The organism is Burkholderia sp. D-99, assembly GCF_011605345.1.
GTDB lineage: Bacteria > Pseudomonadota > Gammaproteobacteria > Burkholderiales > Burkholderiaceae > Burkholderia.
The window spans coordinates 12,462-25,177 of the sequence record NZ_JAAOXM010000005.1 but is presented as its reverse complement, the minus strand read 5'-3'; the positions used below and the strand labels follow the sequence as shown (position 1 = coordinate 25,177).

Sequence of the window (12,716 nt, the reverse complement as noted above, 5' to 3'; positions counted from 1 at the left end):
TGCCGGGATGCATCGTCACGGTCGCATCCCGGCCGTCACGACAAGCCCGTGACGTGAAGCGATCGCCGGTGTCCGCGCCGTGCGATCGGTCAGCCGATCTGCTGATAGAGGGTCGGCGGCACGTCGCCCGTCTCGCCCAGCACGTAGCTGCGCTGGATCGCATCCACCGCATGCGCGGCGGCAGCGGCGTCGCGAGCATGCACGAAACCGAGCGGCTGGCCGGCTTCGACACGCTGCCCGATCTCCGCGAGCGCCGTCAGGCCGACGCTGTAGTCGATCGCATCCGCCGCGCGCGTGCGGCCGCCGCCGAGCGCCACGACCGCCAGCCCGAGCGCGCGGCAATCGACCCGCTGCACCACGCCTCTCGCACGCGACGGAACCGGTACGATCACCTCCGCCCGCGCAAGATGACGCGCGGGTGCATCGATCAGGTCCGCGGGGCCGCCGAGCGCCGTGACCATCCTCGCGAAGCGTTCCGCCGCCGCCCCCGAATCGAGCGCGTGCTGCAACTTCACGCGCGCCGCCGCGACGTCGCGCGCCAGCCCGCCGGTGACGAGCAACTCCGCCGACAGCGCCATCGTGACGTCATGCAGGCGCGCCGGGCGCGACTTGCCCGTCAGGTAGTCGATCGCGCACGCCACTTCGAGCGCATTGCCCGCGCACGGCGCGAGCGACTGGTTCATGTCGGTGAGGATCGCGGTCGTCTTCATGCCGGCGCCGTTGCCGACGTCGACGATGCTGCGCGCGAGCTCCGCCGACTCCCCGGCGGTCGGCATGAATGCGCCGGAGCCGACCTTGACGTCCATCACGAGCCCGTCGAGCCCGGCCGCGAGCTTCTTCGACAGGATCGACGCGGTGATCATCGCGATCGATTCGACGGTCGCCGTCACGTCGCGAATCGCATAGATGCGCATGTCGGCCGGCGCCAGCCGCGCCGTCTGCCCGATGATCGCGACGCCGACGTCGCGCACCGTGCGGCGAAACGCGTCGGTATCGGGCGTCACGTCGTAGCCGGGAATCGCGCTCAGCTTGTCGAGCGTGCCGCCGGTATGGCCGAGCCCGCGCCCCGAGATCATCGGCACGTAGCCGCCGCACGCGGCCACCATCGGCCCGAGCATCAGCGACACGACATCGCCGACGCCACCGGTCGAATGCTTGTCGATCACCGGCCCGCCGAGATCGAGCGTGCGCCAGTCGAGCACGTCGCCCGAGTCGCGCTGCGCGAGCGTCAACGCGACACGCTCGTCGGTGCTCAGGTCGTTGAAATACACGGCCATCGCGAACGCGGCCACCTGGCCCTCGGTCACGCTGCCGTCGGTCACGCCGCGCACGAATGCGACGATCCCGTCGCGATCGAGCGGCTGCCCGTCGCGCTTCCGGCGAATGAATTCCTGCGGTAAAAACATCGTTGCCTCTCCTCGATCGGTCGGAGTCTACTGCTCGGTTCAATGCAGCGAGAAGAACAGGCCCGCAATCGCGGCGCTCATCAGGTTCGACAGCGTCGCGGCCGTCAATGCGCGCAGGCCGTGCCGCGCGACTTCCGAGCGGCGCTCGGGTGCGACCGCGCTGAAGCCGCCTGCAAGAATCGCGATCGACGAAAAGTTCGCGAAGCCGCACAGCGCGAACGACACGATTGCGAGCGTCTTCGGGTCGAGCACCTGCAGGCCCGCCGCCGCGACGTGCTCGCTGCCCTTCAGGTACGGCGACAGGTCGCCGTACGCGACGAACTCGTTGAAGATCAGTTTCTCGCCGATGAAGTTGCCGGCGAGCATCGCGTCGTGCCACGGCACGCCGATCATCCACGCGAGTGGCGCGAACAGGTGGCCGATGATACCCACCAGCGTGATCTGCGGAAAGCCCGCGAGCGCGGCCACGCCGCCGACGATGAGGTTCATCAGCGCGATGAGCCCGACGAACGCGATCAGCATCGCGCCGACGTTGATCGCGATCCGCAGCCCGACCGACGCGCCGGACGCCGCCGCCTCGATCACGTTCGCGGCGCGCTTGTCGTCGAAGTCGAGCCCGTCGACCACGACGCGGCTCGGCTCGACCGTCGGAAACAGCAGCTTGCCGAACAGCAGCCCGCCGGGCACCGCCATGAACGATGCGGCGAGCAGGTATTCCATCTTCACGCCGAGGCCGGCGTAGCCGACCAGCACCGAGCCCGCGACCGACGCCATGCCGCTCGCCATCACTGTGAAGATCTCGGCGCTCGTCATGTTCCGCACGAACGGCTTCACGAGCGCGGGCATCTCGCTCTGCCCGAGAAAGATCGTCGCGACGGCCGAGCACGCCTCGATGCGGCTCACGCCGAGCACCTTCGCCAGTGCGGCGCCGAGGATCGCGACGATCCACTTCATCACGCCGATGTAGTACAGCACCGCGATCAGCGCGGTCACGAAGATGATCATCGGCAGCACGCGCAGGCCGAACACGAACCCGCCGTCGCCGAACAGCTGGAACATCTTGCTGTCGACCAGCCCGCCGAACACGAACGCGATGCCGTGATTGCCCATGTCGAGCACGCGATTGACGCCGTTCGCGGCCGCCGCCAGCGCCGTGCGGCCCGACGGCACGAACAGCACCAGCGCGCCGATCGCCAACTGCGTGCACAGCGCGGCGACCATGGTCCGGCCGCTCACCGCGCGCCGGTTGTTCGACAGCAGATAAGCCACCAGCAGCAGGAACAGCATACCCAGGAGACTGCGCAGAATATCCACCTCGTACTCCTTGCTCTCAATGTTGTTTGAATGTTCGGCGGGCGGCGCGGCACGCCGGCGCATCGCCGTCGGTGGATATTACTCGCCGGCATGCACGTCGACAACGCAAACAAAATGGCCGCGTCCGAGCGGCGTCGCGTGTGTCGTCGACTTGCTCAGTTCTTCTACGTACCGGGAGATCGGCAAGACGGGATCACGCGACGATCCGTCCCAAATACTGAGAGAGTTGACGGGATGCGGAAAAGCGGAAGGATCGGGCGGAAGCAGTGCCCGCATGCGTGTGAACGCAGGCTCAAGCGCGCGGTGCGTGCCGTTCGACCCGACACGCCCCGCACGATACGCAACGTTCAGCCGGCTCGCTCGACCGGATGTGGTTCGCGCAACCGGTTCGCGATCCGCGCGGCCTCGTAGTAGCTGGCGGCCGGCGGGCGCTTCAGGTAGCGTCCCGCGCCGCGCACGGCGCGCAATTCGCCGTCGGCCCATGCGAGTGCGCCGCGCGTGAGCGTGTGCGTGGCGACGCCCTGCACCGTCATCCCCTCGAACACGTTGAAGTCGACCTGCTGGTGATGGGTCTTCACCGAGATCGTCTTCGTCGCGGACGGGTCCCACACGACGAGGTCGGCATCGGCGCCCACCTGCACGGCGCCCTTGCGCGGATACAGGTTGAAGATCTGCGCGGCGTTCGTCGACGTGATCCGCACGAACTCGTTCGGCGTGATGCGGCCGTGATTCACGCCGTGATGCCACAGCACCGACATGCGATCCTCGACACCGCCGCAGCCGTTCGGGATCTTCGTGAAATCGTCGCGGCCCATCGCCTTCTGCGACGCGCAGAACACGCAGTGGTCGGTTGCAGTCGTATGCAGTTGCCCCGCCTGCAGCCCGCGCCACAGCGCCTCGCGATGCTCGGCCGAGCGGAACGGCGGGCTCATCACGTGTGCGGCCGCGCGCGTCCAGTCCGGATCGCGATAGACGGCCTCGTCGATCACCAGGTGGCCCGGCAGCACTTCGCCGAACACGCGCAGCCCTTCGCTGCGCGCGCGCGTGATCGCATCGACCGCATCCTTCGACGACACGTGCACGATATACACAGGCACGCCGAGCACCTGAGCGATGCGGATCGCGCGGTTCGCGGCCTCGCCCTCGACCTCCGGCGGCCGCGACAGCGGATGCGCCTCCGGCCCGGTCATCCCGCGCGCGAGCAGTGCTTTCTGCAGCTGGAACACGAGCTCGCCGTTCTCCGCGTGCACGGTCGGCAGCGCGCCGAGTTCGAGCGAACGCGAGAAGCTGTTCACGAGCACCTCGTCGTCGGCCATGATCGCGTTCTTGTACGCCATGAAGTGCTTGAAGCTCGACACGCCATGCTCGCGCACGAGCGTACCCATGTCGCGATGCACGCTCTCGTCCCACCATGTCACGGCCACGTGGAAGCCGTAGTCGGCCGCCGCCTTCTCGGCCCAGCCGCGCCATTCGCGGAACGCGTCCATCAGCGGCTGCTTCGGGCTCGGGATCACGAAGTCGATGATGCTCGTCGTGCCGCCCGCGAGCCCGGCGGCCGTACCCGAATAAAAATCGTCGCTCGCGGTCGTGCCCATGAATGGCAGTTCCATGTGCGTATGCGGATCGATGCCGCCCGGCATCACGTACTGGTCGTGCGCATCGACGACGCTCGCGCCGGCCCGCGCGTCGATCTGCTCGGCGATCTGCAGGATCGTGCCGCCGTCCTCCGGGGCTGCGCAGAGCACGTCGGCGCGATAGGAGCGGTCCGAATCGACCACGGTGCCGCCACGAATCAGGATTGCCATTGGGTTGCCTCCTCGTTGACTGTCGGTTGCCGCATCACACACGTCACATGCATCGCGCGCGTCATGCGCTTGCGATCTGCGCGCGCTGTCCGGCGCGCCACTTCATCCAGGTGCCGTACACGCACGACGCCAGCACGAGGCCCACGAACCACGCGTACGTGTAGAGCGTGTTGAAGAACGCCGGCACGTTCGGGAACGACGCCGGAAATGCCGTGTGCAGGAAGCCGGGCAGGTTCGGCAGCACGCCGACCGCGAGCGCGGCCAGCGCGGCGGGGTTCCAGCCTCGCGCGTAACTGAAGCCGCCGCGTTCGTCGAACAGCGCGCGCGTGTCGAGCCGCGTGCCGCGAATCAGGAAGTAGTCGACCATCAGGATCCCCGCCACCGGCCCGAGCAGCGCCGAATAGCCGACGAGCCAGGTGAAGATGTAGCCTTCCGTCGTCGCGAGGATCTTCCACGGCATCATCACGATCGCGATCGTCGCGGTGATCATCCCGCCCGTGCGGTACGAGATCGCCTTCGGCCACAGGCTCGAAAAATCGTACGCGGGGCCGACGAGATTCGCGGCGAGGTTGCAGCACATCGTGTCGAGCGTGAGGATCACGAGCGCGATGCCCACGCCGACGCCCGTCATCCGGCTCGTCAGGTCGATCGGATCCCAGATCGCGTTGCCGTAGATCACGACGGTCGCCGACGTCACGACGACCGACACCACCGACAGCAGCGCCATCGGCAACGGCAGCCCGATCGACTGTCCGATCACCTGGTCGCGCTGCGAATGCGCGAAGCGCGTGAAATCGGGAATGTTCAGCGCGAGCGTCGCCCAGAAGCCGACCATCGCGGTCAGGCCCGGCCAGAAGGTCGCCCAGAACAGCCCGGCCTTCTTGCCGCCCGCCGCGAACTGCGACGGCGCCGACAGCATCGTGCCGAAGCCGCCTGCCTTCGACGTCGCCCACCACACGAGCGCCACGCACATCACGACCTTGATCGGTGCGGACCAGCTTTCGAGCCAGCGGATCGAATCGGTGCCGTGCCAGATGAAGTAGAGCTGCAGCGCCCAGAACACGAGGAAGCACGCGAGCTGCCCGCCCCCGATGCCGACGACCGGCAGCGCGGCGCCGTGCAACGCGTTGCCGGTCAGGATGTTCAGCAGCGTATAGATCGCGCTGCCGCCGAGCCAGGTCTGGATCCCGTACCAGCCGCACGCGACGATCGCGCGCAACAGCGCCGGCAGTTTCGCGCCCTGCGTACCGAACGACGCGCGCACGAGCACCGCGTACGGAATCCCGTGCTTCGCGCCCGCATGGCCGATCAGCAGCATCGGCACGAGCACGATCAGGTTGCCGAGCAACACGGTCGTCACCGCCTGCCACGGCGACATGCCTTCCTGGATCAGCCCGGCCGCGAGCATGTACGACGCGATGTTCATCACCATCCCGACCCATAGCGCCGCGAAGTGATACCACTTCCACGTGCGCTGCGCCGGCGTGGTCGGCGCGAGGTCGTCGTTGTACAGGCTGCCGCCCTGCGCCGCGGCGCTATCGGGATCGGCGGGATTCGCTGCGTGATTCATCGAGCGTACTCCACGAAAACGTCAGCGCCGGCATCGTGCGATGCCGGCCCGGGTGGAACGAAAGGCAGCGGTGCAGGATGGCCTGCATCGCCGGACGCCGGTCAGGCAGCCTTCTTCGCGTGCTTCTCGGGTGCCGCCGCCGCGCTTGCACTCGCCCCCGCATCCGCGCTCGCCGGATTGTTCGGATGCGTGGTCCAGTTGGCATAGTCACCCGAATCGACACGCTCCATCGTGATGCATTGCTCGACCGGACACACATGCATGCAAAGATTGCACCCGACGCATTCCGAATCGACCACTTCGTAGTGGCGCACGCCGTCCTTCTCGCGCGTGATCGCCTGGTGCGACGTGTCCTCGCACGCAATATGGCACAGCCCGCACTGGATGCAGCGGTCCTGGTCGATGCGCGCCTTGATGTCGTACTTCAGGTTCAGGTATTTCCAGTCGGTCACGTTCGGCACCGCGCGGCCGCGGATGTCGTCGAGCGTCGCGTAGCCTTTCTCGTCCATCCAGTTCGACAACCCGTCGGCCAGATCCGACACGATCCGGAAGCCGTAATGCATCGCGGCGGTGCACACCTGCACGCTGCCGGCGCCGAGCACCATGAACTCGGCCGCGTCGCGCCACGTCGAGATGCCGCCGATGCCGGAGATCGGCAGGTTCGGCGTTTCCGGATCACGTGCGATCTCCGCGACCATGTTCAACGCGATCGGCTTGACCGCCGGCCCGCAATAGCCGCCGTGCGTGCCTTTGCCGTCCACGGTCGGCATCGGCGCCATGTGGTCGAGATCGACCGCGACGATCGAGTTGATCGTGTTGATCAGCGACACGCCGTCCGCGCCGCCCTTGTACGCGGCGCGCGACCCCATCCGGATATCGCTGATGTTCGGCGTGAGCTTCACGAGGCACGGCAGCTTCGTGCCTTCCTTCACCCAGCGCGTGACCATCTCCACATACTCGGGCACTTGCCCGACCGCCGCACCCATCCCACGCTCGCTCATCCCGTGCGGGCAGCCGAAGTTCAGCTCGACCGCGTCGGCGCCCGTATCCTCGACGAGCGGCAGGATCCATTTCCAGTCCCGCTCGTTGCACGGCACCATCAGCGACACGATCAGCGCGCGATCCGGCCAGTCGCGCTTCACCTGCGCGATCTCTCTCAGGTTCACGTCGAGCGGACGGTCGGTGATCAGCTCGATGTTGTTCAGCCCGGCGATGCGCTGGCCGTTCCACTGCACGGCGCCGTAGCGCGAACTGACGTTGACCACGTGCGGATCGAGCCCGAGCGTCTTCCACACGACACCGCCCCAGCCCGCCTCGAATGCGCGGTTCACGTTGTAGGCCTTGTCGGTCGGCGGTGCGGACGCCAGCCAGAAGGGATTCGGCGAAGTGATGCCCGCGATGGTGCAGCGAAGGTCGGCCATGTTCGGCTCCGTGAGAGTGGGGTCGTGTTCGTTGTGCTCGTGGTGCGTTTGGCGCGTCGTGCTATCACGCGGCCTTCGCATCGCGCTGCGCGAGCGCCGCGTCGATCGACGCGGCCGCACGCTTGCCGTCCTGCACGGCCTGCACCGTGAGGTCGACGCCGCCCGTCGCTGCGCAGTCGCCACCGGCCCACACGTCGGGCCATGCGGTGCGCCCGTCCGCGTCCACCGCGATGCGTGCGCCGTCCGCCGTCAGCAGCGCGGCCGCGATGCCGTCCGGAACCAGCGTCTGGCCGATCGCCTTCAGCACCATGTCCGCGTCCACGGTGAAACGCTCGCCCGATGCCGCCTCGAACTCGACACCCGTCACCTGCCCGTTCGCGCCCGCCATACGCACGGGCTTCGCGTGCGTGACGAGCGTGACGCCGCTCTTCTGCGCGAATTCGCGCTCGGCCCACGTCGCGCTCATCGCGTCCACGCCGCGCCGGTACACCATCGTCACGCGATCGGCGCCGAGCTTGCGGCTTTGCACCGCCGCATCGATGGCCGTATTGCCGCCGCCGATCACGACCACGCGCCGCCCGACCGCCACGTTCTCCAGCGCGTCGGCCTGCCGCACCTGCTCGATGAAGTCGACCGCGTTCATCACGCCGGCCAGTTGTTCGCCGTCGATCGCGAGCGCCCGCACGCCGCCGAGGCCCATCGCGAGAAACACCGCGTCGTGCTGCTCGCGCAGCGCGTCGAGCGTGATGTCGCGGCCGAGCGCAACGCCGGTCTTCAGCGTGATGCCGCCCACCGACAGCAGCCACTCGACTTCACGCTGAGCGAAATCGTCTACCGTCTTGTACGCGGCGATCCCGTATTCGTTGAGACCGCCGGCCTTCGGGCGCGCATCGAACAGCGTGACGCGGTGCCCGGCGAGCGCGAGCCGGTGCGCACACGCGAGCCCGGCCGGGCCCGCGCCGACCACCGCGACATGGCGGCCCGTGTCGGGCGCGCGCGTGAAGCGCACCGCGCCGGTTGTCATCGCCCAGTCGGTCGCATGCCGCTGCAGCGCGCCGATCGCAACCGGCTGCGCATCCTGGTGGTTGCGCACGCATGCGCCTTCGCACAGGATCTCGGTCGGGCACACGCGTGCGCACATCCCGCCGAGCGGGTTCGCCGACAGGATGTCGGTCGCGGCGCCCTTCAGGTTGCCGTTGCCGATCTTGCGGATAAAGCTCGGGATGTCGATCTGCGTCGGGCAGGCCTGCACGCACGGCGCGTCGTAGCAGTAGTGGCAACGGCTGGCGGCGGCCGCGGCGGCAGTCGGATCGAGCAGCGGCGCGATATCGGCGAATTCGCACGAGAGTTGCGTGGACGACAGGCGATGCGCGGCGATATCGCCGGTTGGCTTGGTGGTCATACGCGTTCCTTCGACTGGGTGGAGACAAAGCCGTCCCCGCCGGCTGCGAATGCACAGTCGGGGCGGTCATCATTATCAGGAATGCTTCAGGTCAGGCGATACGCTGCCTGCCGGTTGCTACAGTCTCTGCGTCATGAAGCCGGCTCGCAGGCGCGCGACAGCATCGCGTGCAGCAGCACGTTCGCGCCGGCCTCGATCCATGCGGGCGTCGCGTCCTCGATCTCGTTGTGGCTGATCCCGTCGACACACGGCACGAACACCATCGACGTCGGCGCGACCTGCGCGAGATAACACGCATCGTGCCCCGCGCCCGACACGATGTCGCGATGCGAGTAGCCGAAGCGGTCGGCCGCACCGCGCACCGCTTCCACGCAGGCGGCATCGAACGCGACCGGCTTGTAATAGAAAATCTGTTCGAGCTGGGTCTCGAGCCCGATGTCGGCTGCGATGCGCGCCACACCGTCGCGCAATGCAGCATCCATCTTCGCGAGCACCGCGTCGTCCGGGTGACGGAAATCGACGGTGAAGAACACGCGGCCGGGAATCACGTTGCGCGAGTTCGGGTAGACCTGCATCATGCCGACCGTCGCGCAGCCGAACGGCGCATGATCGAGGCCGATCCGGTTGACGAGATCGACCACGCGCGACGCACCGAGCAGCGCGTCGCGGCGGCGCGGCATCGGCGTCGGCCCCGCGTGCGCTTCCTGGCCGGTGAACGTGATCTCGTACCAGCGCTGCCCCTGCGCATCGGTCACGACGCCGATCGTCTTGCATTCCGCTTCGAGAATCGGCCCCTGCTCGATATGCAGTTCGAAGGCCGCGTGCAGCTTGCGCCCGCCGCACGGCACGTCGCCCGCATAGCCGATGCGCGCCAGCTCCTCGCCGATCGTCTTGCCGTCCACGTCCTTGCGCGACAGCCCGTATTCGAGCGGGAATACGCCCGCGAATACGCCGGATGCGACCATCGCGGGCGCGAAGCGCGAACCTTCCTCGTTGGTCCAGATCACGACCTCGACCGGATGCTCGGTCTCGATGCCGTGATCGTTGAGACTGCGAATCACCTCGAGACCGCCGAGCACACCGTAGATGCCGTCGAAGCGGCCGCCCGTCGGCTGCGAATCCGCATGCGAGCCCGTGACGACCGGCGCCGCATCGGCCACGCGGCCCGCGCGGCGCATGAACACGTTGCCCATCGTATCCACCGTCACCGTGCAGCCGGCGGCCTTCGCCCAGCCGACGATCAGGTCGCGGCCGGCCTTGTCGAGATCGGTCAGCGCGAGGCGGCACACGCCGCCCTTCGGCGTCGCGCCGATCTTCGCGACTTCCATCAGGCTGTCCCACAACCGCTTGCCGTCGACCTTGATCGACGTGTCGAAAGCTGCCCGCTTCACTGTTTCCGATACCGCGTTCATTCGTATCGCTCCTGTGGGGTCGGTGATGTCGTCAGCCCGGTCTGTGCCGGTGCGTGCCATGCCTGTTTCGGGGCAACACCGCCCAAGCGCGGTGCATGCCCCGGTCGTTCGCGAAGTTCGTCCGACGAATCGCGCCGAGAGGTTTCCGCCGCGCGTCGAATCCTGTCCGATTGGACAGGTTTTAGACGATCAAAATGACCAAATCAATGTCTTTCTTGCGTGAATGAATAGAGCGAGAAACGTGCCATCGCAACGCAGCATCGCGATCGATGCGCGAAGCCCGCACACGTGCGTTCGATACGGATCAGCGGCTAGAATGAAGCCCAACGCGGCACGCCCGCCGCGCGAGGGCAACGATGAGACATGACGAGGCGGCAACCGAAGCCACCGACAGCGACGAAACGCCCGCGCCTTTGCGGCGACGCAAGGCGCACATCCGCGAGTCCAACGAAGCGCACCTGCTCGCCTGTGCGGAGGCCGTGTTCGCGGAACGCGGCCTCGACGGCGCGAGCACCGCGATGATCGCGGAGCGTGCCGGCTTGCCGAAAGCGAACCTGCATTACTACTTCCCGACGAAGCTCGCGCTGTACCGCCGTGTGCTCGAGGATCTGTTCGAGGACTGGCATCATGCGGCCGGCTCGTTCGAGGCCGACGACGATCCGGTGGAAGCGATCGGCGGCTACGTGCGCGCGAAGATGGCGCTGTCGCGGCGGCGCCCGCTCGGCTCGAAGGTCTGGGCCAACGAGATCATCCAGGGCGCGGAGCACATGCAGGACATCCTGGCGGGGCGCGTGAAGCCGTGGTTCGACACGCGCGTGAAGGTGATCGACGGCTGGATCGCGCGCGGGCTGCTCGCGCCGATCGATGCGCATGCGCTGATGTACCTGATCTGGGCGACCACGCAGCACTACGCGGATTTCGATGCGCAGATCCGCGCGCTGAGCGGCAAGCGTACGTTCACGCAGAAGGCGTTCGACGAGCGGACCGAGCAGGTCGTGCAGCTCGTGATTCGCGCCTGCGGTGCCGTGTCGCCGCACGCGAAGACGTAGGCCAACGCGAAGCGCAATTCACTGAAAAAATGCGGGCGAAGGGCAACGCGCAGATTCAGCCTGCGCGATGCCTTTCGCCCGCGGCGCGATACGGTCAGCGTGCCGTATCGCGCGTGTGCGTCGTTACGTGCGTGCTACGCGTCAAACCACGCGCTCGATCGCGATCGCCGTCGCCTCGCCGCCGCCGATGCACAGCGACGCGATGCCGCGCTTCATCCCGTACGTTTCCAGCGCGGCCAGCAGCGTCACCATCACGCGCGCACCCGATGCACCGATCGGATGGCCGAGCGCGCACGCACCGCCGTGCACGTTGACCTTCTCGTGCGGCAGGTCGAGATCGCGCATCGCGGCCATCGGCACCACCGCGAACGCTTCGTTGATCTCGAACAGGTCGACGTCGCGCAGGTTCCAGCCGGTTTTCTCCGACAGCTTGCGCAGCGCGCCGATCGGCGCGGTCGCGAACAGGCCCGGCTTGTCCGCGAAGGTCGAATGCCCGACGATCACCGCCTTCGGCGTGAGGCCGAGGCGCTCGGCTTCCGAGCGGCGCATCATCACGAGCGCGGCCGCGCCGTCCGAAATCGACGACGCATTGGCGGCCGTCACCGTGCCGCCCTCGCGGAAGGCCGGCTTCAGCGTCGGGATCTTGTCGAGCTTCGCGTTGCCCGGCTGTTCGTCGATCGACACGACGGCTTCGGTCTTTCCGGCCTTCACGGTCACCGGCGCGATCTCCGACACGAAATGCCCTTCGGCGATCGCGCGTTGCGCGCGCGTCAGCGACGCGATCGCGAACGCATCCTGTGCCTCGCGCGTGAACTGGTACGCCTGCGCGCAGTCCTCGGCGAACGTGCCCATCAGGCGGCCCTTCTCGTATGCGTCTTCGAGCCCGTCGAGGAACATGTGGTCGAGCACCTGCCCGTGACCCATGCGCATCCCCGCGCGCGCCTTCGGCAGCAGGTACGGTGCATTCGTCATGCTCTCCATCCCGCCCGCGACGGCCACCGCCGCCGAGCCGGCGAGCAGCAGGTCATGCGCAAACATCGCGGCCTTCATCCCCGAGCCGCACATCTTGTTGACCGTGGTCGCGCCCGCGCCGAGCGGCAGTCCGGCCTTCAGCGCGGCCTGCCGCGCCGGGGCCTGGCCCTGGCCCGCCGGCAGCACGCAGCCGAACACGATTTCATCGATACGCTCGGCCGGCACATTCGCGCGCTCGAGCGCCGCGCGAATCGCTACCGCGCCGAGGTCGCTCGCGCTGGCTGCCGCCAGGTCGCCCTGAAAACCACCCATCGGCGTACGCGCCGTGCCAACGATTACGATCGGATCCTGAGTCGTCATGATTC

At 67.7% G+C, this 12,716-nt stretch carries 9 protein-coding genes; 1 reads left to right on the top strand and 8 read right to left on the bottom strand.

All coding sequences use genetic code 11. The annotated features are described in order from the left end of the window. Window positions 1-89: 89 nt before the first annotated feature. The 7 genes from deoA to HAV18_RS19850 form a co-directional block, all read right to left on the bottom strand. Entirely contained in the window at window positions 90-1,406 is a 1,317-nt protein-coding gene (gene deoA, locus HAV18_RS19880; protein ID WP_166958889.1) for a thymidine phosphorylase, read from the bottom strand. A gap of 39 nt (window positions 1,407-1,445) precedes the next feature. Next, window positions 1,446-2,720, bottom strand: coding sequence for a NupC/NupG family nucleoside CNT transporter (locus HAV18_RS19875; protein ID WP_166958887.1), 1,275 nt, complete (start codon window positions 2,718-2,720; stop codon window positions 1,446-1,448). 347 nt (window positions 2,721-3,067) lie between these two features. Next, on the bottom strand, window positions 3,068-4,525 hold the full coding sequence (hydA, locus tag HAV18_RS19870) for a dihydropyrimidinase (RefSeq protein WP_166958885.1): 1,458 nt from the start codon (window positions 4,523-4,525) through the stop codon (window positions 3,068-3,070). 61 nt (window positions 4,526-4,586) lie between these two features. Continuing rightward, the gene (locus tag HAV18_RS19865) at window positions 4,587-6,095 is read right to left on the bottom strand and encodes an NCS1 family nucleobase:cation symporter-1 (RefSeq protein ID WP_166958883.1); all 1,509 of its coding nucleotides are present in this window, start codon (window positions 6,093-6,095) and stop codon (window positions 4,587-4,589) included. Between the two features lie 101 nt (window positions 6,096-6,196). Next, on the bottom strand, window positions 6,197-7,516 hold the full coding sequence (preA, locus tag HAV18_RS19860; RefSeq protein ID WP_166958881.1) for an NAD-dependent dihydropyrimidine dehydrogenase subunit PreA: 1,320 nt from the start codon (window positions 7,514-7,516) through the stop codon (window positions 6,197-6,199). Between the two features lie 64 nt (window positions 7,517-7,580). Continuing rightward, on the bottom strand, window positions 7,581-8,918 hold the full coding sequence (locus tag HAV18_RS19855; protein WP_166958879.1) for an NAD(P)-dependent oxidoreductase: 1,338 nt from the start codon (window positions 8,916-8,918) through the stop codon (window positions 7,581-7,583). 131 nt (window positions 8,919-9,049) lie between these two features. After that, on the bottom strand, window positions 9,050-10,330 hold the full coding sequence (locus tag HAV18_RS19850; RefSeq protein ID WP_166958877.1) for a Zn-dependent hydrolase: 1,281 nt from the start codon (window positions 10,328-10,330) through the stop codon (window positions 9,050-9,052). A gap of 356 nt (window positions 10,331-10,686) precedes the next feature. Here HAV18_RS19850 and HAV18_RS19845 point away from each other — a divergent pair, with 356 nt between their 5' ends. Beyond that, window positions 10,687-11,379, top strand: a complete 693-nt coding sequence (locus HAV18_RS19845; protein WP_166958875.1) for a TetR/AcrR family transcriptional regulator — start codon at window positions 10,687-10,689, stop codon at window positions 11,377-11,379. 141 nt (window positions 11,380-11,520) lie between these two features. On the opposite strand, the gene HAV18_RS19840 is transcribed toward HAV18_RS19845, so the two are convergent. Continuing rightward, a complete protein-coding gene (locus HAV18_RS19840) occupies window positions 11,521-12,711 on the bottom strand; it encodes an acetyl-CoA C-acyltransferase (RefSeq protein ID WP_166958873.1) in 1,191 nt (396 codons plus the stop codon). Window positions 12,712-12,716: the final 5 nt, after the last annotated feature.